The 22,113-nt window shown below is 68.1% G+C and carries 24 protein-coding genes; 15 read left to right on the top strand and 9 right to left on the bottom strand.

Annotated elements, in window-relative coordinates:
* Positions 1 to 20 precede the first annotated feature (20 nt).
* The 4 genes from BLR21_RS40430 to BLR21_RS40415 are packed head-to-tail and all read right to left on the bottom strand — an operon-like array spanning position 21 to position 3,347.
* Positions 21 to 1,133, bottom strand: coding sequence for an ABC transporter permease (locus tag BLR21_RS40430; protein ID WP_090015380.1), 1,113 nt, complete (start codon positions 1,131 to 1,133; stop codon positions 21 to 23).
* 29 nt (positions 1,134 to 1,162) lie between these two features.
* Positions 1,163 to 1,813 carry an ABC transporter ATP-binding protein gene (locus BLR21_RS40425; RefSeq protein ID WP_030480723.1) on the bottom strand — a complete coding sequence of 217 codons (651 nt, stop codon included), beginning with the start codon at positions 1,811 to 1,813 and terminating at the stop codon, positions 1,163 to 1,165.
* Complete coding sequence (locus BLR21_RS40420; RefSeq protein ID WP_090015361.1) at positions 1,810 to 2,862, bottom strand: peptidoglycan-binding protein; 1,053 nt, start codon at positions 2,860 to 2,862, stop codon at positions 1,810 to 1,812. Before BLR21_RS40420 ends, BLR21_RS40425 begins: the two co-directional genes overlap by 4 nt.
* Entirely contained in the window at positions 2,859 to 3,347 is a 489-nt protein-coding gene (locus tag BLR21_RS40415; RefSeq protein WP_143028129.1) for a hypothetical protein, read from the bottom strand. The genes BLR21_RS40420 and BLR21_RS40415 overlap by 4 nt, the downstream gene beginning before the upstream one ends.
* Positions 3,348 to 3,436: 89 nt before the next feature.
* Here BLR21_RS40415 and BLR21_RS40410 point away from each other — a divergent pair, with 89 nt between their 5' ends.
* The 7 genes from BLR21_RS40410 to BLR21_RS40380 all read left to right on the top strand — a co-directional run bounded on the left by BLR21_RS40410 (position 3,437) and on the right by BLR21_RS40380 (position 8,386).
* The gene (locus tag BLR21_RS40410) at positions 3,437 to 4,096 is read left to right on the top strand and encodes a response regulator transcription factor (protein ID WP_090015357.1); all 660 of its coding nucleotides are present in this window, start codon (positions 3,437 to 3,439) and stop codon (positions 4,094 to 4,096) included.
* Positions 4,093 to 5,226 carry a sensor histidine kinase gene (locus BLR21_RS40405; protein ID WP_090015355.1) on the top strand — a complete coding sequence of 378 codons (1,134 nt, stop codon included), beginning with the start codon at positions 4,093 to 4,095 and terminating at the stop codon, positions 5,224 to 5,226. Before BLR21_RS40410 ends, BLR21_RS40405 begins: the two co-directional genes overlap by 4 nt.
* Before the next feature lie 101 nt (positions 5,227 to 5,327).
* Positions 5,328 to 6,263 carry a septation protein SepH gene (sepH, locus tag BLR21_RS40400; RefSeq protein ID WP_090015353.1) on the top strand — a complete coding sequence of 312 codons (936 nt, stop codon included), beginning with the start codon at positions 5,328 to 5,330 and terminating at the stop codon, positions 6,261 to 6,263.
* 16 nt (positions 6,264 to 6,279) lie between these two features.
* Positions 6,280 to 6,630 (top strand): hypothetical protein, encoded by a 351-nt coding sequence (locus tag BLR21_RS40395; RefSeq protein ID WP_143028128.1) that lies wholly within the window; start codon positions 6,280 to 6,282, stop codon positions 6,628 to 6,630.
* A gap of 44 nt (positions 6,631 to 6,674) precedes the next feature.
* On the top strand, positions 6,675 to 7,079 hold the full coding sequence (locus BLR21_RS40390) for a hypothetical protein (protein WP_090015349.1): 405 nt from the start codon (positions 6,675 to 6,677) through the stop codon (positions 7,077 to 7,079).
* A 43-nt stretch (positions 7,080 to 7,122) separates the two neighbouring features.
* On the top strand, positions 7,123 to 7,926 hold the full coding sequence (locus BLR21_RS40385; RefSeq protein WP_090015347.1) for a hypothetical protein: 804 nt from the start codon (positions 7,123 to 7,125) through the stop codon (positions 7,924 to 7,926).
* Positions 7,927 to 7,966: 40 nt separating this feature from the next.
* Positions 7,967 to 8,386, top strand: a complete 420-nt coding sequence (locus BLR21_RS40380; protein ID WP_143028127.1) for a hypothetical protein — start codon at positions 7,967 to 7,969, stop codon at positions 8,384 to 8,386.
* Here the strand turns inward: BLR21_RS40380 and BLR21_RS40375 are convergent.
* The gene (locus BLR21_RS40375) at positions 8,376 to 8,600 is read right to left on the bottom strand and encodes a hypothetical protein (RefSeq protein ID WP_256335249.1); all 225 of its coding nucleotides are present in this window, start codon (positions 8,598 to 8,600) and stop codon (positions 8,376 to 8,378) included. The genes BLR21_RS40380 and BLR21_RS40375 overlap by 11 nt on opposite strands.
* A 156-nt stretch (positions 8,601 to 8,756) precedes the next feature.
* On the opposite strand from BLR21_RS40375, the gene BLR21_RS40370 reads away from it, so the two are divergent.
* From BLR21_RS40370 to BLR21_RS40360, 3 genes are all read left to right on the top strand, one after another.
* A complete protein-coding gene (locus BLR21_RS40370; protein WP_256335248.1) occupies positions 8,757 to 10,496 on the top strand; it encodes an ABC transporter ATP-binding protein in 1,740 nt (579 codons plus the stop codon).
* Positions 10,493 to 12,334 (top strand): ABC transporter ATP-binding protein, encoded by a 1,842-nt coding sequence (locus BLR21_RS40365; RefSeq protein WP_090015340.1) that lies wholly within the window; start codon positions 10,493 to 10,495, stop codon positions 12,332 to 12,334. The genes BLR21_RS40370 and BLR21_RS40365 overlap by 4 nt, the downstream gene beginning before the upstream one ends.
* Positions 12,335 to 13,156: 822 nt before the next feature.
* Positions 13,157 to 13,750, top strand: a complete 594-nt coding sequence (locus BLR21_RS40360) for a DUF2537 domain-containing protein (protein ID WP_090015338.1) — start codon at positions 13,157 to 13,159, stop codon at positions 13,748 to 13,750.
* Between the two features lie 23 nt (positions 13,751 to 13,773).
* Here BLR21_RS40360 and BLR21_RS40355 read toward each other — a convergent pair whose 3' ends face one another.
* Positions 13,774 to 14,565, bottom strand: coding sequence for a TrmH family RNA methyltransferase (locus BLR21_RS40355; RefSeq protein WP_090015337.1), 792 nt, complete (start codon positions 14,563 to 14,565; stop codon positions 13,774 to 13,776).
* Positions 14,566 to 14,774: 209 nt separating this feature from the next.
* Between BLR21_RS40355 and BLR21_RS40350 the strand changes: the two genes are divergently transcribed.
* A complete protein-coding gene (locus BLR21_RS40350) occupies positions 14,775 to 16,271 on the top strand; it encodes a glutamate-cysteine ligase family protein (protein ID WP_090015335.1) in 1,497 nt (498 codons plus the stop codon).
* Between the two features lie 103 nt (positions 16,272 to 16,374).
* On the opposite strand, the gene BLR21_RS40345 is transcribed toward BLR21_RS40350, so the two are convergent.
* Positions 16,375 to 16,785, bottom strand: a complete 411-nt coding sequence (locus tag BLR21_RS40345) for a hypothetical protein (RefSeq protein ID WP_090015332.1) — start codon at positions 16,783 to 16,785, stop codon at positions 16,375 to 16,377.
* A gap of 281 nt (positions 16,786 to 17,066) precedes the next feature.
* On the opposite strand from BLR21_RS40345, the gene BLR21_RS40340 reads away from it, so the two are divergent.
* Positions 17,067 to 17,687, top strand: coding sequence for a superoxide dismutase (locus BLR21_RS40340; RefSeq protein WP_090015331.1), 621 nt, complete (start codon positions 17,067 to 17,069; stop codon positions 17,685 to 17,687).
* A gap of 123 nt (positions 17,688 to 17,810) precedes the next feature.
* Here the strand turns inward: BLR21_RS40340 and BLR21_RS40335 are convergent, their stop codons facing one another.
* Together BLR21_RS40335 and BLR21_RS40330 are read right to left on the bottom strand one after the other, a co-directional pair.
* Positions 17,811 to 18,575 (bottom strand): ABC transporter permease, encoded by a 765-nt coding sequence (locus BLR21_RS40335; RefSeq protein ID WP_218131119.1) that lies wholly within the window; start codon positions 18,573 to 18,575, stop codon positions 17,811 to 17,813.
* Positions 18,576 to 18,581: 6 nt separating this feature from the next.
* Positions 18,582 to 18,845, bottom strand: a complete 264-nt coding sequence (locus BLR21_RS40330) for a DUF2530 domain-containing protein (protein WP_256335247.1) — start codon at positions 18,843 to 18,845, stop codon at positions 18,582 to 18,584.
* Positions 18,846 to 18,861: 16 nt separating this feature from the next.
* Between BLR21_RS40330 and BLR21_RS40325 the strand changes: the two genes are divergently transcribed.
* Genes BLR21_RS40325 through BLR21_RS40315 form a run of 3 tightly spaced genes read left to right on the top strand, consistent with a single transcriptional unit; the run spans position 18,862 to position 22,112 of the window.
* On the top strand, positions 18,862 to 20,295 hold the full coding sequence (locus BLR21_RS40325) for an NCS2 family permease (RefSeq protein ID WP_090015327.1): 1,434 nt from the start codon (positions 18,862 to 18,864) through the stop codon (positions 20,293 to 20,295).
* A gap of 40 nt (positions 20,296 to 20,335) precedes the next feature.
* Entirely contained in the window at positions 20,336 to 20,761 is a 426-nt protein-coding gene (locus BLR21_RS40320) for a MarR family winged helix-turn-helix transcriptional regulator (protein ID WP_420843940.1), read from the top strand.
* A gap of 58 nt (positions 20,762 to 20,819) precedes the next feature.
* Positions 20,820 to 22,112 (top strand): MFS transporter, encoded by a 1,293-nt coding sequence (locus tag BLR21_RS40315; RefSeq protein ID WP_090015325.1) that lies wholly within the window; start codon positions 20,820 to 20,822, stop codon positions 22,110 to 22,112.
* The last annotated feature ends 1 nt before the right edge of the window (position 22,113 follow it).

Raw genomic sequence — 22,113 nt, 5'->3', positions numbered from 1 at the left:
TCGGTGCACCCCAGGGCTTTTCAGGCAAGTGCTTCCGTGGGCGACTGACGTGCCGCCCGCACCGCGGGATAGACGCCGGCGATGGCGCCGATGAGGATCGCCGAGCCCACTCCCCCGAGCAGGGCCGGCCACGGCAGTGCCGCGGGCCATTGCTGACTGATCGAATATCCAGCCGTGACCGCGATTCCCACGATCACGCCGACCAGTCCGCCGAGGCCTGAGAGCAGCACCGACTCGGTCAGGAACTGCCACCGGATCTGCCGCCGGGTCGCCCCGAGCGCCCGCCGCAGACCGATCTCCCTGCGCCGTTCCAGCACCGAGATCACCATCGTGTTCGCCACGCCGACGCCACCCACCAACAACGCGACTCCGCCCAAACCCAGGAACAGCGCGTTGTAGGAACTCTCGGCCAGCTGCTGCGCTTCCAGCGCATCCGACGGCCGGGAAACCTTGACCTCGTTGGACTTCTGCGGGTTCAGCGTCGGGCCGAGCAGGTTGCGAACGTTGTCGACCTGGTCCGGGGACGTGCGCACGTAGACCGTGTTCGCGTTGCCCTCGAACCCGAACGCCTCCTTGGCCGCGTCCCAGCCGATCAGCGCGGACCTGTCGATCTCCGGGGAGAGCGGCAACGGCCCGAGGATGCCGACGACGGTGAACCACTGCCCGTCGATCCACAGCTGCACACCGGGCTTGTCCACGCCCAGACGTGACGCCGCGGTGCCCCCGAGCACCACCGACTTCTCGCCCGACGAGAGCCACCTGCCCTCGCGGACCTCGGCACCCAGCACCTTCAGCAGGTCCTTCTCCGCCGCCTGCACCTGCAGCCCGAGCGTGTCACTCGACGGCACGAGGTCGTTCTTGCGGACGCTCGCGGAGAGCTTGCCGGTGGCACTGGCCGCCGACACCGCGCCGATCCGCTTGGCCATCGGCACCGCGGTCTCCGGCAGCTTCGCGTCCTGGCCGAAGAAGTCCTGGCCGGGCGCGGCGGTCAGGAGGTTGGTGCCCAGCTTGGACATCTTCTCGTTCAACGCGGCGGCGCTGGAGGCCGGGATGCCGACGACCGCGACCACGGCGGCGATGCCGATCGCGATGCCCAGGGCGGACAACACCGCGCGGATCGGGCGGGTCCGCATGCCGAAGAACCCGAGGCGCAGCAGGTCGATCACACGATCACCCCGTCGCGGACCTCGACCTTGCGCGGCGCCCACGCCGCGATGTCCCGGTCGTGCGTGATCATCACGATCGTCGTGCCATCGGAGTTGAGACTCTCCAGCAACTCCAGCACGCCCGCGCCGTTCTTCGTGTCCAGGTTCCCGGTCGGCTCGTCGGCCAGCAGGATCCCCGGTGTGTTCACCACGGCCCGCGCGATCGCGACCCGCTGACGTTCACCGCCGGACAGTTCGTGCGGCTTGTGCAGCGCGCGGTGGATCAGCCCGACTCTGTCCAAAGCGGACATCGCCATGGACCGTCTCTTCGAACGCGGCACGCCGGCGTAGACGAGCCCCGCGGCCACGTTCTCGATCGCGGACAGTCCGTCGGTGAGGAAGAACTGCTGGAACACGAACCCGATCGTCCGCGCTCGCAGCGCCGACAAAGCGTTGTCGGACAAGGTGGAGATGTCGTTGCCGTCGATCTCCACGGTCCCTGTCGTCGGCTTGTCGAGCGTGCCCATCAGGTGCAGCAGGGTCGACTTCCCCGAGCCGGACGGTCCCACGATCGCGAGCATCTCCCCGCCCCCGACGGTCAGGGAGACGTCGCGCAACGCCTGCACACCACCGGGATACGTCCGGCTCGCGTGGTCGACGGTGATCACTCGGTGGTCACCACCTTCATGCCCTCGCGCAGGCCCTCGCCCTGCACCTCGACCTGGCCCTTGGCGAAGATGCCGACGGTGACCGGGATGGTCCTGCCGTCCTCGCCGACCACGCCGTAGCCGCCCTCGTTCAACGCGAGGAGCGCGCCGATCGGGACCGCGAGCACGTTCTGCTTCTTCGACACCGTGAACAACGTGGTGACGCTGCCGCTATCGACGCCCTCGGCGGCCTTGGGGTCGTCGACGGAGATCGTGAGGACGAGCTTCGGCTTCTGGCCCTGGTTCGGGTCACCGGGGTTGCGGGTGACGCCGGTGATGGTGCCGGTGGTGGCCTTGCCGCCGGTGATCGACAGCTCGACCTTCTCGCCCACCTTGGCGAGGCGCTGCTTGGACTGCTCCAGCTCGACGGTCACCGCGCGTTCGGTGCCGGTGACCTTCATCAGGTCGCCGCCGGCGGGTGCGCCGAGCTGAGCGGTCAAGGACGCGACGCGGATCGCTCCAGGTTGGACGATCACGTCACCGGAGCCGAGTTTTCCGTTCTGTTCCAGGCCGTTGGCCTTCTGCCACTTCTTCAGCGCGGATGCCGTGTACGAGGTGAACTTCTCGTCGGGGGCGCCGAAGTCCTTGAACCCCAGAGCGGCGAGGTTCTCCTCCACCACCTTGACGTCCGGTCCGTTCGACATGCCCGCTTCGAGATCGCGGTAGAGGGGCATCGCGCCGTAGAACAGCGGCACCGGTTTGGCGTCCGAGTGGAACACCGGTTTGCCCTGGTCGATGACAGCGCCCTGATTCGGCAGGCCGGTGATGGTGCCACTTTTCCGGCTGGCCAGCGCTCGTTCCGCGCCGAAGCCGAGCTGGCCGGTCACCGACTGCTGGTCCGCGAGGTTCGTCTTCTTGACCGGCGCGGTCTTGGACGGGTCGTTCTGCAACGGTGCGGCGTTGGCCTGGTTGGAGGCGATTCTCGTGAGGACGACGACCCCACCGGTGCCGAGCACCACGGCGGCGACGAGTGCGGCGACGACGATCTTCCTGTTCACCTGGCGCTTCATCCGATGGGCCTCGTCGCTACCATGCCTTCACCCATGCCGCAGTCCTTCATGTCCTGCTTGACCTTCTCGTCCTCCATGTCCGGCATCTCGATCGACTCGGTCATGCCGCCGCCCTCGAACTTCGGGTCCGGCCAGTTGTGACCCCTGTCGCGCATGCACTTCGCGTTCTGGCGCATCTTGTCCTGCTCCTCGGGCGACGGCGGCTTGAACTCGCCGCCGTTGGGCAGGTGCTGCTTGCAGGCCTCGTGGGCGGCGTTCATCTTCTCCATGTCCGGAGCCCCGTCGCCGGGCGCCTGGATCGCGATGCCCGCACCGTTGTCGCTCTCCTTCGGGTCCGGCATGTCGACACCGTTGTCCCGCATGCACTGGGCGAACTTGACCATGTCGCCCTTCTCGTTCTTCTGGGCTCCGCCGGGCTGCTCTTTCGACCCGCAGGCGGTGAGCGCCAGGAGCAGGCCCAGCAACACTGCGATGGTGGATTTCATGGGGACAGGTCTACGGAGGGCGGCATTCGGCGGCGTTAAGCGAAAGGCCTTATCCGGCGCTTATGCCCGTTGCGCGGAAGATAGGTGTCATGCGTGTGCTGGTGGTCGAGGACGAACAGCTGCTCGCGGACACGATCGCCGAGGGGTTGCGCAGGTTCTCGATGGCGGTCGACGTCTGCTACGACGGTGAAGCGGCGTTGGAACGGGTGGGAGTGCACGCGTACGACGTCGTGGTGCTCGACCGGGATCTGCCCCTCGTGCACGGTGACGAGGTGTGCAAGGCCGTGCACGCGACCGGAGGTGAGGCACGGGTGCTGATGCTGACGGCAGCGGCCGAAGTGGACGATCGGGTGGCCGGGCTCGGGATCGGTGCCGACGACTACCTGACCAAGCCGTTCGCGTTCGCCGAGCTCGTGGCCCGCGTGCAGGCGCTGGGCCGCCGGGCGCGACCCGCCCTGCCGCCGGTGCTCGAACGGGCGGGTGTGACGCTGGACCTGCCACGGCACCAGGCGATGCGTGAAGGGAAGTTCCTCCCGCTCTCGCCGAAGGAGTTCGCCGTGCTGGAGGTGCTGATGCGGGCGGAGGGCAACGTGGTGAGTCCGGAGGAACTGCTGGAGAAGGCCTGGGACGAGCACGCGGACCCGTTCACCAACGCCGTGCGGGTGGCGGTGATGACGCTGCGCCGCAAGCTGGGCGCGCCTCAGGTCATCCAGACCGTGCCCGGCGCCGGCTACCGGTTCGGCTCATGACGCTCCGGACCAGGCTGACGGCCTGGTACGCCGGGGTGTTCCTGATCGCGGGCGTCGCGTTGATCGGGCTCAACTACTGGCTGGTCGCCGAGACGATGCCGCTGGACGGAGTGTCGGTCGCGCGGGCGATGCCGACCGACGTGTACGGGGACTTCGTGACGATGGAAGCGGCGCAGCTGCCGGCCGAAACCCGGGTGTTCACCGCCGAGCAGTTCAAAGCGGCCACGATGAGCACGCTGCTCTGGCAGTCGATCATCGCGTTGCTGGTGGCGGCCGTGCTCGCCGTCTGGCTCGGCTGGGTGGTGGCCGGACGGGTGCTGGCGCCGTTGCACTCGATCACGTCGACCGCGCACCGGCTGGAGGCCGAGCGACTGGACCAGCGCATCGAGCTGGACGGGCCGCCGGACGAGCTCAAGGAGCTCGCGGACACCTTCGACGGCATGCTCGACCGGCTCGCGTCGTCGTTCGACAGCCAGAAGCGGTTCGTCGCGAACGCCTCGCACGAGCTGCGCACGCCGTTGGCCGTGCAGCGGACGTTGATCGAGGTGGCGTTGGCCGCCCCGGACGCGAACGACGACATGCGGCGTCTCGGAACGCACCTGCTCGACACGAACGAACGAAGCGAGAAGCTCATCGATGGGCTGTTGGTGCTCGCTCGCAGTGACCGCGGTCTCGCCACGCGTGAGCTGGTGTGGCTTGACGAGGTGATCGACGACGAAATCGAGTCCTGTGCGGCTCTGGCTTCGGAGAAAAAGGTCACGTTCGCGGTTCGGACGCGCAGGTATCTGGTCGACGGTGATCCGGTCCTACTCGCCCAGCTCGTCGGCAACCTGTTGCGCAACGCCGTGCTCTACAACAAACCGGGCGGTTCCGTCTCGGTGGAGCTCGATCGGGAACTGGTCGTCACCAACACCGGTCCCACCGTGCCTGCCCAGGCAGTACCCGGATTGTTCGAGCCGTTCCGCCGGCTCCGCGACCGCACCGGAACCGCCGGATCCGGCCTCGGGCTGTCGATCGTGCAGTCCGTGGCGAGGGCGCACCAGGGCGCGGCGAAGGCTCGTCCGAACGGGGGAGGAGGCCTCGTGGTCCAGGTGAACCTTCCGGAAACGGGAGTGCGGCAACCCTCGTGAACTGGCAAGATCACGTATAGATATCGGCGAGTCTCCCACTCATCGGGGGCTCGTTGTCCTAACGTTGTCTGCTGGCGAGGTGCGAATTCAGGGAGGCCACGATGCGAGCGCTGCGAGTCATCGGGCTCGACGAGGACGGCAAGTCCGTCATCCTCGAGGACCCCGAAAACCGCGGCGAGCGCTTCACGCTCCCCGCGGACGAGCGTCTTCGGGCGGCCCTGCGCGGTGATCTGGCGCGTCTCGGCCAGATGCAGATCGAGTCCGGCGAGGCCCAGATGCGGCCCCGGGAGATCCAGGCCCGCATCCGTGCCGGCGAGTCGATCGACCAGGTCGCGGCCGCCTCCGGCATGCCGACGCACCGCATCGAGCGCTTCGCCTACCCCGTTCTGCTGGAGCGTTCGCGCACGGCCGACATGGCCCAGCGCGCGCACCCGGTCCGTGAGGACGGCCCGGACGTGCAGACGCTCGGCGAGGTCGTCGCGCACTCGTTCGGCCTGCGCGGACACGACCTGTCCGACACCAGCTGGGACTCGTGGAAGGGCGACGACGGTCGCTGGATCGTGCAGCTGCACTGGAAGACCGGGCGCTCGGACAACCGCGCGCACTGGGCGTTCCACCCCGGTGCGCAGGGCGGCACGGTCACGGCGCTCGACGACGTCGCCGTCGACCTGATGGACCCGAACCCGAACCGGACGCTGCGCACGGTGCGCCCGGTGACGCAGCTCGCGCGGCAGGCCCTGGAGGCGACTCCGGCCCTCCCGCCGATCCCCGTCGCCGAGGAGCCACTGCCGGTCCCGGCCCAGGCGCCTGCCCCCGTGGCGGCGCCGGCTCCGGCCGTGGCCGAGAAGCCGGTTCAGGAGACGCTGCCCGAGCCGGAACCCGTTCCTGCCCCGCCTGCACCACCGGTGAAGAAGGAGCAGGAGCCCGCCGCGGAGAACCCGGTCCGCAAGGACCCTCCTCCGAAGCGGGGCAAGAAGAACCACCCCATCGTCCCTTCGTGGGAGGACGTTTTACTGGGCGTGCGGTCGAACCGCTGAGTGAGACGCTGACGCCGTGGGACGTCGTGTCGCGCTGGCTGCCGGAGTGGGTGCACTCCTCGGGCTGGCCTGGTGGGGAATGTTCGAGCTCCTCGCTTCGGGCGCTGTCTGCTCGAAGGACGACTGGGGCTGCCTCGGGGCCTTCGTGACCTCGATACCGATCTTCGCCGTGGCGGGGTCGGTGGCGGGCGGGTTGGCACTGCGATCGCTTGACGTGTCGCGGGCATGGCTGGTCGCCGTGCCCGCGACGCTCATGGCGGTGGTCGCGATGGTGCTGCTGCTGGGTGTGACCTTCTTGGCCTTCGCGGTGTTCGCCGCGCTGTACGCGTTGATCGCCGTGCTCACGGCGCCGCGTGGCGCTGAGTAGTTCTGCGGATGGCAACCGGCCGTTGCCGACCCGATGATCCGGGTATGAGAGCACTGAAGGCGGCGTTGGTCGGGGCGTTGTGCTCGCTCGGATGGATCTTGTCGGTCCTCCCGGCCGGCGGCTTGTATACGGGCAACAGCGGAATCGGAGCCGCCTTCTTCACGCTGTTGATCGCGGCACCGGCGTTGGTGGTCGTCTGGACACTCGTGGGCTGGGGGCTGCTCAAGCTCGCGCGGTTCTCTCCTGCCTGGCCTACCGCCTTCGTGGGGGCGACGAGCGTGGTGCTGTTGATGTTCGTCATCGGACTGGTGCTGATCGGCATGCGCGCCGGGTGGCCGGACCGGGGCGGACACTTCGTGCTCGCGCTGGCAGGTGCCGTCGGCTATGCCCTGCCTGCCATGGCGACCGCAGATCGGCGCACCGGTGAAGGTGCTGTGGAGGGTTCGTGAAGGCCCGCCCGTTCAGGCGGCCTGATCAGGTACCTGTAGGCGCATGTTGCTGCGCGCTGTCGTCGGGGCTGTGGCCGGTGCGATGGCCGGCGCCGGTCTTCTGCTGGCCGTGTACACGTTCGCGTGGTTCTGCGACGGGCCCGGCCGCACGGAATGCGGCGTTGCCGCCCTGGTGCTGCTCCCGTCGTTCTTCTTCTTCTGGATGTTCGTGGCGTGCGTGCTGATCACGTTCGGTTTCCGGTTGGGGTACCAGGAAGGCGGCGGGCGGACGGCCGGGATCGGCAGCGGGCTGTGGGTGGTGCTGGGCCTCGCGGTGCTCTACGTCGAGGCCGCCTACTTCCATCTGCACGGGCAGGACGATCTGCGTTTCGTGGCGTACGCGACGGTGATCGTGCCCTGCGTCGCGTACACGATCGCCTCGTTGGGGACCGGCGTTGTGCACCTGCCTGAGACGAACCGTGTGCCGCTCAAGCGTGCCGCGGCCGGGGCGGTGTCCGGCGCGGTCGCCGGGTTCGGGTTCCAGGCGATGTTCGCCGGGTCCGAGTTCATCTTCCACCGAACCGAGCTGGCGTTGCAGACCTTGCCGATCTGGCTGCTCGTCGGCAGCGGCCTCACCGCGGGTGGGCTCGCACTGGCGCGCACGGGGCGCTGTGCCGCCGCCGCTTCGGCCGGCTCGCTGCTGTGGACCCTGTTCGTCGTCTACGCCGCCGTCCTCGGCATGTTCTCGCTCGAGAGCGAGGTGCTGCGCTTGGTCACGGTGCTCCTGGCCGCCTCCGCGTACGCCCTGGGGGCGGTGGTGACGACGTCTCGCGCTCGCGACCACGTTCGGCAGGCAGCGGCCGGGTAGTGCCTTGGCTCCGCGGTGGCCGCTGGCTACGGTGGACGGCGTGACGGAGCAGAGCACCACGGGCAAGACAGGCAGGACAGGACGCCGGCTGTTGTTCCGGGTCGTCCTGTCGATGGCCGTCGGGGCCGGGCTGGTGCTCGGGTGGACGTGGGCGTACGAGTCGGGCTTCCTGAAGTCGTGGCTCGACAGCACGTCGATGTCGACGTTCCTGCTGCTGGTGCTGATCGGGCTGCCGCTCGCGCTCGTGTCGTCGCTGGTGCTGGCCGGGCCGGTGCTGTGGGTCTTCGGGGTGCGGCCGGTGTGGCCGATCATCCTGCTCGGACCGATCGTGCTGGGCCTCGGGCTCTACTTCAAGGTGCACGAACCCGTCCTCGGGTGGTTCACCAACCGGCACCACGCCGAGGCGTTGCTCGCGGCCGTCGCCTACGGGCTGGTCAGCCTGTTCACCTTCAAGAGGTAGCCGGCACCTCGTCGAGCAGGTGCAGGTCCCAGCCCTCTCGTTCGCACCAGTCCTCCGCGTCCTCACGGGAGACGAGCATGGCGTGTCTGGGGCGTGCGCCGACGAGCCGGTCCCAGCCGTCCGGGGCCAGGACGAAGTTCACTCCGTCGTGTGAGGCGATGAGCCGTCCGTGTGGAAACGCCATCGTCTGCTCGGTTCGCAGAAACCGCGTCATGGTGTTCATCGTGCCCTTGACCTCGACCTAAGTCGAGACAGGAGGCTCCGGTGAGAGAAAAACCGGATGCTGACTGTCGGTCGTACTTCGTACCGTGGAGACGACCTGGAGGGGGCTCACCGCGTGAGCGATCAACGTAACTCGACGATCAGGACCTTGCGAAGGTTGTGGCCGTACGTGCGGCCGCACCGCGCGAGGATGACTGTCGTGCTGTCGGCGACGATGCTCGCGATGCTGTGCGGTCTCGGCATCCCGCTGCTGACGCAGCGCATCGTCGACGGTCCGATTCAGAACAAACAGACCGGTCCGCTGCCGTGGCTGATCGCCGGCGTGCTGGTGCTCGGCATCGGCGAGGCGGTGCTGTTCTACATCCGGCGCAAGATCGTCGCCCGCCCGGCGGCCGAGGTCGAGGCGCGCATGCGGTTCGACCTGTACCAGCACCTGCAGCGGCTGCCGGTGTCGTTCCACGACCGGTGGCAGTCCGGTCAGTTGCTGTCACGTGCCACGAACGACCTCACGACCGTGCGGCGGTTCGTGGCGTTCGCGATCGTCTTCCTGATCGTGAACAGCGTGGTCGTGGTGATCGGGCTGGGCATCATCGCGTCGCTCTCGCCGTGGCTGCTGATCGTGTCGCTGTGCGGCGCGCTGCCGTTGATCGTCATCTCGTACTTCTTCGAGGCGAAGTTCAAGGTCGTCGCGCGCAGGGCGCAGGACCAGGCGGGCGACCTGACCACGACGGTCGAGGAGTCGGTGCTCGGCATCCGGGTGCTCAAGGCGTTCGGGCGCGGGCCGGAGCTGTCGAAGCGGTTCCTGGCGCAGGCCCGTGAACTGCGGACGACCGAGCTGAACAAGATCTCGATCCTGGCCGCGCTGTGGTCGGTGCTGATCGTGCTGCCGGAGCTGTCGATCGCGGGCATGCTCGCCGTCGGCGCGGTCGGCATCGTGCAGGGCTGGATGACGGTCGGCACGCTGGTCGCCGCGGTCGCGGTGAGCGCGTACCTGCGCTGGCCGGTCGACTCCATCGGCTGGTTGCTGGCGGAGACGAACCAGACCGCCTCGGCGCTGGAACGGTACTGGGAGGTCATCGACTCCCCCGTCGCGATCACCGGCCCCGCCTCGCCCGCGCCGCTGCCCACGCCGCTGCGCGGGCACGTTCGTTTCGAGGGCGTGCGGTTCGCGTTCGAGGACGGCCGCGAGGTGCTGTCCGGCGTCGACCTCGACCTGCGTCCCGGTGAGACGGTGGCGCTGGTCGGTGCGACGGGATCGGGCAAGACGACGCTGACCGCGCTGGTGCCGCGGCTCGCGGACGTGACCGGCGGCCGGATCACCATCGACGGCACCGACGTGCGGGACCTCTCGCTGGAGGACCTGCGGACCGTAGTGGGCACGGCGTTCGAGGAACCGGTGCTGTTCTCCGCGTCGGTGACCGAGAACGTCGGCCTGGGCCTGCCGGACGTCACCGAGGCCCAGGTGCGCGAGGCGTTGCGGGTGGCCAGGGCGGAGGAGTTCGTGGAGGCCCTGCCGTGGGGTCTCGCGACCCGGATCGGCGAGCAGGGCCTGTCGCTGTCCGGTGGTCAGCGGCAGCGGCTCGCGCTGGCCCGCGCGGTCGTCGGCAAGCCGGCGGTGCTGGTGCTGGACGACCCGCTGTCCGCGTTGGACGTCCACACCGAGGCCGAGGTGGAGGGCGCGCTGCGGCGCGTGCTGAGCGAGACGACGGCGTTGGTCGTGGCACACCGGTCGTCGACCGTGCAGCTGGCCGACCGCGTGGCGTTGCTGGTCGACGGCAAGATCGAGGCGATCGGCTCGCACCGGGAGTTGTTGGACACCAACGATGAGTACCGGCGTCTTCTGTCCAGTATGGACGATGACCTGATCGAAGAGGAGGTGGCGTCGTGAGTGAAGTTGTCGCACCTGTTGCGGCTGAAGAAGAGTGGCGCGGCGTCGCCGCCGAGGAGATCGAGGAGATCTCGTACTCAACGGGTCTGCGCCTGCAGGCCCGCTCGCGCAGGCTGCTGGGCTCGTTGCTGCGCCCGCACGTCGCCCGCACGTCGCTGGCGATCGCCGCGGTGGTCAGCGGCAACGTGGCGGCGCTCGCGGGCCCGCTGCTGATCGCCGCCGCCATCGACCGGGGCATCCCCGCGGCGGTGGGCGGCGATCCGGCGATCCTGATCTGGTGCGTGGTGGGCTACGGCGTCTGCGCGCTGCTGATGACGTTCCTGCGCTGGGCGTTCCTGCGGATCTCCGGCCGGGTGGGCCAGGACCTGCTGCTGGACCTGCGCGGCCGGATCTTCCGGCACTCGCAGGGCCTGTCGGTCGGCTTCCACGAGTCGTACACGTCCGGCAAGGTCATCTCCCGGCTGACCAGCGACGTCGACGCGTTGCAGGACCTGCTGGAAGAGGGCTTGGACAGCCTGTTCAACGCCGCGCTGTCGGTGGTCGGCATCGCGGTGATCCTGATCTGGCTCGACGCCCCGCTGGCGTCGGTCGTGATCGCGGGCTTCGTGCCGCTGTACTTCCTGTGGCGCTGGTTCCGCCGCCGTTCGATGGAGGCGTACCGGGGCACCCGCGGCGCGATCGCCAAGATCATCGTGCAGTTCGTGGAGTCCATGAACGGCATCCGCGCGGTGCAGGCGTTCCGGCGCCAGCCCCGCAACGAGCAGATCATGTCGGGCTTCAACGGCCAGTTCCGCGACGCGAACACCGACGCCCTGGGCGTCATGGCCACGTTCGTCGCGACGATCCGCGTCATCGGCAACGTGTCACTGGCCGTGGTCCTGGCCTGGGGCGCATACCGGGTGGCGGGCGGCGCCATCGAACTGGGCGTGCTCGCGGCGTTCATGCTGTACCTGCGCCGCTTCTACGACCCGTTCGACGAACTGGCGATGTTCGCGAACTCCTACTCCTCCGCCACCGCCGCCCTGGAGAAGATCTCGGGCGTCCTGGAGGAACAGCCGTCCGTACCGGAACCGTCGTCACCGGTGGCCATGCCGCACGCCAGGGGCGCCGTCCGGTTCGCCGACGTGGAGTTCCAGTACCCCGGCACGTCCCGGCAGGTGCTGCCCCGCTTCACGCTGGACGTGCCGGCGGGCCAGACCGTGGCACTGGTGGGCGCAACCGGCGCCGGCAAGACCACGGTGGCAAAGCTCGTCGCCCGCTTCTACGACCCGTCAGCGGGTTCCGTGCAGCTGGACGGTACGGACCTACGCTCGGTGACGGACACAGACCTACGCAGGGCCGTGGTGATGGTGACGCAGGAGAACTTCCTGTTCTCCGGCTCGGTGGCGGACAACATCGCCCTGGGCCGTCCATCAGCGTCGCGGGCAGAGATCGAGGCCGCCGCAGCCGAGGTGGGCGCACACGAGTTCATCGCCGCCCTCCCGAACGGCTACGACACGGACGTCCGCAAACGAGGCGGCCGCCTGTCCGCAGGACAGCGCCAGATGGTCGCCTTCGCCCGCGCGTTCCTCGCGGACCCCGCGGTACTGGTCCTGGATGAGGCAACATCATCCCTGGACGTACCCACCGAACGCGCCGTACAGGCAGCCCTGGAAACAGTGCTCGCCGACCGAACCGCGTTCATCATCGCCCACCGCCTGTCAACGGTCCTGATCGCGGACCGCGTCCTGGTACTGGATGGTGGCATTGTGGTGGAAGACGGCTCCCCCGAGGAGCTGATCGGTGAGCGGGGCAGGTTCGCCGCCCTGCACACGGCCTGGCGCGACTCGCTCGCGTAGGCCTGAAGGTCGCGTTCGCGCCAATGGGGATCTGGCGCGAACGCGACCTCACGACTCCCCGCCTGGCCCGGCAACCACACGGGCCACCGCACGGCCAAGACATGGCAAACCACCTCCCCCAGCCACCGCAATGCCGGAGCCAAGGCATCCCTCCGCACGCCCAGGGCGATGGCGGAGCCGAGCCACCCTGCCGCCCAACGCAACGGCGAAGCCGAGGCGTCCCTCCCGCACGCACAGGGCAACGGCGAAGCCAAGCCGCCCTGCCGCCCAACGCAACGGCGAAGCCGAGGCGTGTGAACCTCTCCCTGCCGGTCAAGCGGTAATGACGCAACCAACCCCGGCGATTGGGGCTTGACCTTGAGTGGGCGGGATGCTCCCCTCACGGGCACGGCCGGGCGCTTTTCAGCCCGGCCTTTCCGGCCGTCAAGCATCCCGCCAGAGGCTCAAGGTCAAGCCCCAATCGCTATCGACGCGCAGCGGCGATGACCGGCACCGACCCGGTACAGCCCGCCCAGCCACCCACGCACGGCGACCTGACCGCATTGGTGACCACCCCGCTGGAACGTGACAAGCGCACGCAAGCCGACCCGCGCGGTGCCAACCCGCCCGCCCACGCAAGGCGACCACCCGCACGGCAGGCGACCACCCCGCTGGAACGCGACAAGCCCACACAAGCCGACCCGCACGCCCCCAACCCGCCCGCCCAAGCAAGGCGACCGCCCGCATCGCCAGGCCGCCACCGCGCCCCAAACCCCTCATCCGTTCTCCCGCCCCTCCCCCGTCCGATAGGTTCTGCCCGAAAGCCAGACCAAGGAGGGCTCTGTGGAGTTGCGAGTCCGCGACGGCCGTGCCGTGCTCGCCGGAGAAGACGATTCCGGTGAACGCGAGGTCGACCCGCACAGCCTGCCCCTCGGTGCCGATCTCGCCGAGGCACTGCACGAGTGGGCCAAGGTCGCCGACGCGGTGGTGCGCACCGAGACGCCGTCCGACGGCGTGGCCGGCGCGCTGATCTCACGCAGAGGCAAGCAGCTCGCGGGCAGGATCGCCGCGGTCATGAACTCCCCCGTCAGCTACACCGACCCGGTCAGCGGCGACCTGCTCACCGTCGACGCACCCGAGACGCCGGTCGAGGCCGCGGTCACCACGGAGGCCGAGCCGGAGCCGACGCCGTGGGGCACCGGGCTCACGGTCAGCGTCATCACGGCCGCGATCGTCACGGTGACCGTCGTGTCGTTGTCGCTGGGTCTGGGTGAGACGAGCCGGTGGCTCGCCCTGGTCGCGAACGTGCTGGTCGTCGGTGGTCTCGCGCCGAGTGTCTGGCTGGGGCGCCGCGTGCCGGTGTGGCGCTGGGTCGCGTACGGCGTCGTGACCGGGGTGCTCGTCGCCTGGCTGGCCCTGATCCTGACGTTGCTCTAAGGCTCGAAAAGGCCCGAAAGGCTCTAAAGCAACGCGTGGAACGCCACCGCGCCCGCGGTGGCCACGTTCAGCGAGTCCACGCCCGACGACATCGGGATGCGCACGGCCAGGTCGGCGGCGTCGATGGCCTCGTCGGTGAGGCCCGGCCCCTCCGAGCCGAGCAGGACCGCCACGCGACGGCCGCGCAAGCCGGCATCCGCAAGATGCAGGGCGGTGGGACGGGGCGTCAGCGCGGCAACTGTATAACCCTTTTGCCGCAACAGGTTCAGCGCCGCGGGCCACTGATCCGTGGTAGCGAACGGCACGCGCAGCACGTGCCCCATCGAGACCCGCACGCTGCGCCGGTACAGCGGATCGCTGCAGCCCGGGCCCAGAACGACGCCGTCGACGCCCAGCGCGGCGGCGTTGCGGAAGATCGATCCGAGGTTCTCGTGGTCGCCCACGCCTTCGAGCACGGCGAGGCGCTGGGCACCCGAGACGAGCTCGTCGAACGACACCGCGGGAGCGCGATCGGCCGCCGCGAGTACACCCCGGTTCAAGTGGAAACCAACGACCGACGCCATAACCTCTGCTGACGTCACGTAGGCGGGAACGTCCAGGTCAGAAAGGTCCAGAGCCTCGATCCTGCGCCGCACCCCGAGCAGCCCGCGCACCGGGTACGGCGATGCCAGCAGACGTTCCACCACGACGACACCTTCGGCGATGACGAGACCCCGTCCTCCCGGCCGGTCGGGCCTGCGATCGGCCGTCGACAGGTCGCGGAAGTCGTCCAGCCGGGCGTCAGCCGGGTCGTAGATCTCGAACACGTCAGCCACGCCGGAAGTTTCGCATCCGGCCCGGTGTGGAACAGGCGAGGTAGGCCGGAGGGCGGAACCGCACACGCCCGACCAGCGGATGATCGCTGGTTGTTACCTCCACGTGACAGAGAGCACCGATTTGGGCGATGTAAAGGGGGATTCCGCTGTGTCACTTTTGGCGTTCCGCCTGGCCCGCGCCCACCGGCGCCGAGCGAAGGGGTAGCGGCATGGGAAGTGAAGTGTCCAGCCGCACTTTCACCAGAGACGACCGCCAGCGTTATCGGGAGAAGATGCAGCGGAGTCTCGACGCACTGGCCACGATGCTGGCCGAAGACACGTTCTCCTTTCCCCGTCGCCAGATGGGGCTCGAGATCGAGCTGAACCTCGTCGACGACGCGATGCGGCCGGCGATGGCGAACTCGGAGGTCCTCGAGAAGATCGACGATCCCTCCTACACCCTGGAGCTGGGACAGCAGAACCTGGAGATCAACGTCCCCCCGCGAGAGCTCGCCGGGGGTGAGATGCTCGGCCTGGAGGAGGAACTGCGGCAGTCGCTCGACAACGCGGACTCCAAGGCCAACGACGCGGGCGCCAACCTCGCCATGATCGGCCTGCTGCCCACGTTGCGGGAGCGGCACTTCGACCGCAAGTGGCTCTCCGAGGCACCGCGGTACGCGCTGCTCAACGACACCATCTTCAAGGCCCGCGGCGAGGAGATGGTGCTGCACATGGAGGGCCCGCCGATGCCGGGCAAAGGGCCGGAGAAGCTGCTCAGCTACGCGGACTCGATCCTGCCGGAGGCCGCGTGCACCTCGGTGCAGCTGCATCTGCAGGTCGAGCCGACGCACTTCGCCGCGCACTGGAACGCCGCGCAGTGCCTGGCCGGGGTCCAGGTCGCCATCGCCGCGAACTCGGCCTTCCTGCTGGGCAAGGCGCTCTGGCACGAGACCCGGATCCCGTTGTTCCAGCAGGCCACCGACACCCGCCCGGACGAGCTGAAGAACCAGGGCGTCCGTCCGCGCGTGTGGTTCGGTGAACGGTGGATCACGTCGATCTTCGACCTGTTCGAGGAGAACGTGCGCTACTTCCCCAGCCTGCTGCCCGAAACCGACGACGAGGACCCGTTGGAGGTCTTGGAAGCCGGTGGCGCACCTCGACTTTCCGAACTGCGCCTGCACAACGGCACGATCTGGCGGTGGAACCGCCCGGTCTACGACGTGGTCGACGGCGTGCCGCACCTGCGCGTCGAGAACCGGGTCCTGCCCGCCGGCCCCACGGTGCTCGACACGATGGCCAACGCCGCCTTCTTCTACGGCGCCCAGCGCGCGCTCACCTCGCAGGAGCGTCCACTGTGGACGCAGATGTCGTTCCAGGCGGCCGAGGAGAACCTCTACACCGGCGCCAGGCACGGCATGCACGCCCAGCTGTACTGGCCGGGCATCGGCTGGATCCCACCGGACGAGCTGGTGCTGCGCCGGCTCCTGCCGATGGCGCACGAGGGCCTGCGCGACTGCGGCGTCTCCGACGAGGCCCGCGAGCGCTACCTCGGCGTGATCGAGCAGCGCTGCCTGGCGCGGCGCACGGGATCGTCGTGGCAGCGGGAAACCGTTGCACTGCTGGAAGAACGCGGCATGTCGAGAGACGCGGCGCTGTCCGGCATGCTCAAGCGGTACATGGAGCTGATGCACGCGGGCGAGCCCGTGCACACGTGGAACGTCGGCTAGGCCCTACCACCGGACCAACGGCTGGAACTCGTTGGATAGGCCGGTCCCCGCGACCGGCCTATCCTCCGCGACACACCCCAGAGCGTGATCTCCGGGGAACAACCTATCGGCGGCGACCTGCCTTCAACGGCGCGACGTCCGCACCGTCATGGGAAGTCCGGCACTCGTCCGGGGTCACAGCCTCGACCGCCAGCGTCAGCTCACCCTTCACTCCGGTGTAGATCGACTCACCGCGCGACGCCAGCGAGGCGTGCACCCGGTTCGAGTCGGTGAAGTCGCGTTCGTCCGTCACTCGTTTCTTGCCGGTCTCCTCGGGCCTCGTCGCGCTGCGGAGATTGACCTCCAGCCACGCGGCGACCTCGGCCGGCGACGTCAGCACTTCCTCTGGGGTGCGTTCCAGCCGAACCTGCCGAGGAGAGGCGTGATCGAGTGACGTGTGCTCCACATAGGCGTGCCAGTGGGTGTTGCGCATCGACCAGGTCTGTTCGACCGGCCAGTCCTCCTCGGTGGTCATGACTCATATCTTCCACCCTTCACAGGAGGAAACGTGAGAAGGTCGCGCACGTTGATCGCGCGATCCACCCGCATGACCGATGCGACCCGCCGATCGTGCGCGTGGAGGGTCTCCCGCGTCAGGTGCGCGACGGTTCCGGTGCGGCAACGTGGACTTGCCGATGCCGTTGGGCGCGATCAGGCCGACGCGGTCACCAGGCGAAACATCGAGGCCGTCGGCAACTGGTTAACTGACTCTTGTTGCTAGTAAGTTGCAAGTACCAAGAGATTGCAGGAGATGTCATGGGCCAGTACGTGCTGCCGGATCTCGACTACGACTACGGCGACCTCGAGCCGGCGATCATCGGTGAGATCAACGAGCTGCACCACGGCAAGCACCACGCCGCCTACGTCAAGGGCGCGAACGACACGCTGGAGCAGATCGAGGAAGCCCGCGACAAGGACTCCTTCGGCTCGATCGTCGGCCTCGAGACCACGCTGGCGTTCCACCTGGCGGGCCACGCGCTGCACCAGGTGTGGTGGAAGAACCTCTCGCCCAACGGCGGCGACAAGCCGGTCGGCGAGCTCGCGGCCGCCATCGACGAGCACTTCGGCTCGTTCGACAAGTTCCGCGGCCAGCTCAACGCCGCCGCGTCCTCGATCCAGGGCTCCGGCTGGGGCATCCTCGCGTGGGAGCCGATCGGCCAGAAACTGGTCACGCTGCAGCTCAAGGACCACCACTCGAACCTGTCGATCGCGACGACGCCGCTGCTCGCGTTCGACATCTGGGAGCACGCGTACTACCTGCAGTACCGCAACCTGAAGGCCGACTACATCTCGGCGCTGTGGAACGTCGTCAACTGGGACGACGTCAGCGCCCGCTTCGAGGCGGCGCGGGCCGGCCAGAACGGTCTGCAGCTCTGAAGCTTCGGCAGTGGATGCTCCGACAAGCTCCTGCTGCTGAATACGACGAGGCCCCCCTCTGCCCAGAGGGGGGCCTCGTCCGTTCCCGAACTGACTGCCGCTCCCACCACGAAGCGACGAGACTTAGGTTAGCCTAACTTCGCTACCTTGGGAACCCCTCCTGATCAGCCCCCTGGCGACGAGCTCGACCACAGTCGCCACGGCGGCGGCCTCGACCGCCAGCAGGGCCAAGAGCACCACGATCTGCAGGGCACCGGCCTGCCAGACCGGCGCACCACCGAGCAGCATTCCGACAAATGCACCCGGAAGAGTGACAAGCCCGACCGTCCTGGTCTGGTCGAGGGCCGGGATCAACGCCTCCGCGGCCGGTTGCCGGACGATCAGGCCGACCGCGGCGCGTTCACCGAAGCCCAGAGCGCGAGCCGCCTCGTACTCGCCGTGGCGGTCCCTGAACGTGTCGAGGGCCCTCCGCGCCGACAACGTGGTGGCGGTCATCGCGCCGCCGATCAGGATGCCGCCCACCGGGATCAGTGCGATGCCTCTGACCGGGAGCAGGCCGATGCCGAGCAGCAGGCCGAGCGCGGGAACGGTGCCCACCAGGATCGCAAGCGCCACCCAGACGCCCTTGCGCCCGGTCTCGGTGCGGCGGGCGGACGTCGCGGTGGCCACGGCGGCCATCACGACGAGGAACGCCCACGTGAGCCCGAGGTGGGTGAGGACGAACGTGATCACGACCGACACGGCCGCGAGCTGGAGTACCGCACGGGCGGACGCCGTGAAGAACGGGGCCACCGCGGTAAGGCCGGTGAACCGCACGACGGCCCCGGCGGCGACCACGAAGACGACGCAGACGATCAGCAGCCGAACCCAGTCGGCGACCAGGACCACGCGCGGCTACGCGTCCTCGAGGCCCTGCTGGGCTCCACGTGACCCTCGCCTCGCGGCCCGGCGTTGCCAGTAGAACACTCCGTACCCGATGATCCCGAGCGAGCTTCCGGACAGGGTCGTCCAGATCAGGGTGCTGTTCGAACGATCGACGAGCAGGACCACGAAAAATCCGAGGAACCACAGGGCGGTACCACCCAGCACGACAGGCACGGGATCTGCCAGCCTGTGCGGCAACGAGGGCGGGTGTGGGGCGGAGTCGCGTTCGGACACACCGTAAGGAGAGCAGATGCTGGACGGGTTCTTCAAGATTTCCGAGCGCGGGTCGACCGTGGCGCGCGAGGTGCGCGGCGGTGTCGTGACGTTCTTCACGATGGCGTACATCGTCGTGCTGAACCCGCTGATCATCGGCAGCTTCGCCCCGACCGGTCCCGGCGCGCACCCCGACGTGCTCGGCAACATCCTTCCCGTCGGCCAGGTGGCGGCGGTGACGGCACTGGTCGCCGGCGTGATGACCATCCTCTTCGGACTGATCGCCAACTACCCGTTCGCGCTGGCCACGGGCCTGGGCATCAACTCGTTCGTCGCGGTGTCCGTGGCGGCGAAGGTCACCTGGCCGGAGGCGATGGGCCTGATCCTCGTCAACGGCCTCGTCGTCCTCCTGCTGGTCGTGACGGGTGTGCGGACCGCGGTGTTCAACGCCGTGCCGAACGAGCTCAAAGCCGCGATCGCGGTCGGCATCGGCCTGTTCATCACCTTCATCGGCCTGGTCGACGCCGGCTTCGTCCGCCGGCTCCCGGACGCCGCCGGCACCACCGTGCCGGTCGGCCTGGGCATCAACGGGTCGATCGCGAGCTGGCCGACCCTCGTCTTCGTCGTGGGCCTCGTGCTCACGGGTGTGCTGTTCGCACGCAGGATCAAGGGCGCGATCCTCATCGGCATCGTCGCGACGGCCGTCTTCGCGATCGTCCTCGAGGCCATCGTCAAGGCGGGCCCGTCCGCCGGCGTCAACGCCAAGGGCTGGAACCTCGGCTACCCCGCCCTGCCCGACCAGGTCTTCGGCGTTCCTGACCTCAGCCTGCTCGGCGAAGTGTCGTTCGGCGCCTGGACCAGGCTCCCGGCCCTGGCCGCCGCGCTGATCGTCTTCACCCTCGTGCTCACCGACTTCTTCGACACCGTCGGCACGATGACCGGCCTGGGCAAGGAAGGCGGCCTGATCGACAAGGACGGCCAGCTGCCCAACGTCAGCAAGGCCCTGTTCGTCGACGGCCTCGGCGCCGTCGCCGGCGGTGCCGCGTCCAGCTCGTCGAACACCGTCTACATCGAGTCGGCGTCCGGCATCGCGGAGGGCGCCAGGACGGGCCTCGCGAACGTCGTGACCGGCGTCCTGTTCCTCCTGGCGATGTTCTTCACGCCGCTCTACCAGGTCGTGCCGATCGAGGCGGCCGCCCCCGCGCTGGTGATCGTCGGCGCGTTGATGATGATGCAGATCCGCGAGATCGACTTCAGCGACTTCACCATCGCCCTCCCCGCGTTCCTCACGATCGTCGTCATGCCGTTCACCTACTCGATCGCGAACGGTATCGGCGCCGGCTTCGTCAGCTACGTGCTGCTCAAGGCCATGACGGGCAAGTCGCGCGGAATCCACCCGCTGATGTGGATCGTGGCGGCCGCTTTTGTCGTCTACTTCTCACTGGGACCGATCCAGGGCCTGCTGGGCTGACCTTTCGGCAGGAAACTATTTCGTGAGGTATGCTAACTACGTGGCGATCGATCAGCACGGACTGGCGAGCAGGCTCAGGCTTGCCGTCGTTCGCCTCAACCGCCGCCTGCGGGCACAGCGCACCAACTCGTCGGTGTCGCTCACCCAGGTGTCCGCGCTCTCCACACTGCACAAGTGCGGACCGCTGACCCCAGGCGAACTGGCGGCCAAAGAAGGCGTGCAGCCACCGTCGATGACGCGCGTGATCGCCGCCCTGGAGGAGTTCGGCTTCGCAACACGAAGCCCGCACCCCACCGACGGCCGTCAAGCCATCGTCGAGCTCACGGGCGAAGGCTTGTCGTACCTGGAAGACGAGATCACGGCCCGCGAAGCGTGGCTGGACAAGAGGCTGGCCGAGCTGGACCCCGAAGAACGGGAACTGCTCACACAGGCCGCCGAAATCATCGACAGGATGGCGGGCCGGTAAGAACGTGTCGGGTTACGCGGGTGGTGGAGCAGACAGTTCGCCACCTCGTCGTACCGGAATGTTCGGATCGTTAGGCATATACAACTACCGCCTCTACGCCTCGGGCCAGATCATCTCGCTGGTCGGCGTGTGGATGCAGCGAGTGGCCCAGGACTGGCTCGTCCTGGAACTCTCCAACGGCTCCCCCATGGCCCTCGGCATAGCCGCCTCGCTCCAGTTCCTCCCGGTCCTGCTGCTCTCCATGTGGGGCGGCGTCCTGGCCGACCGCATGGACAAGCGCAAACTCCTGCTCTGGCTCGAATCAGCACTGGCCATCTGCGCCCTGGCCCTGGGCATCCTCGACGTGACCGGAGTAGTGGAACTCTGGCACGTCTACCTCCTCTGCCTGCTACTAGGCACCTTCTCGGCGGTAGAAACCCCAGTACGCCAATCGTTCGTAGTGGAAATGGTCGGCCGCGACCAACTGACCAACGCCGTGGCGATCAACTCGATGATGTTCAACCTGGCCCGCATCATCGGCCCGGCCATCGCAGGCCTGGCGATCGTGGCAATAGGCACCGGCTGGGTCTTCCTGGCGAACGCCATCAGCTTCGTAGGCGTAGTAGGCGGCATCTGGCTGATGCGAACAAAGCAACTACTGCGCTCCGACCCCCTCCCCCGCGAAAAGGGCCAACTCCTCTCAGGCCTCCGCTACGTCAGAAGCCGACCAGACCTAATGACGGTCATGCTCCTGGTGTTCTTCATCGCCACCTTCGGCATGAACTTCTACATGACCCTGGCAATCATGGCCCGCAACGTCTTCGGCGGCGACGCAGACGCCTACGGCCTACTCTCCACCCTAATAGCCGTAGGCACGCTCGCAGGCGCAACCCTGGCAGCCAAACGAAAAACGCCAAAGATGACAGTGTTCATCGGCTCAGGCGTAATCTTCGGCATCCTGGAAATCATCTCGGGCATGATGCCCACAATGCTCCTGACCGGCCTGATGATGATCCCGGTAGGCGTAGCGATGATGACCTTCAACACCACAGCCAACGCCACCATCCAACTAGCAGTGGAACCAGAGATGCGCGGCCGCGTGATGGGCATCTACATGCTGGTCTTCCTAGGCGGCAACCCGGTAGGCGGCCCACTGATGGGTTGGCTGGGCGAAATCAACGGCAGAGCCCCGATCATCATCGGCGGCGCAGTCTCAACCCTGGTGACGATCACAGCGTGGATCATCCTCGTAAAACGAGGAGACATCGGCAAACCACGACTAAGAAGACGGCACCCCCAACGCAATGCCGAAGGCGAGCCGTCCTTACCGAACGGGCCAGGCGGTGGGGTCCCATCACGAGTCGCGCCATAGC

Origin of the sequence: Lentzea albidocapillata subsp. violacea, assembly GCF_900100275.1 — a bacterium.
GTDB lineage: Bacteria > Actinomycetota > Actinomycetes > Mycobacteriales > Pseudonocardiaceae > Lentzea > Lentzea violacea.
This window is presented reverse-complemented; position numbering and strand designations above follow the sequence as displayed.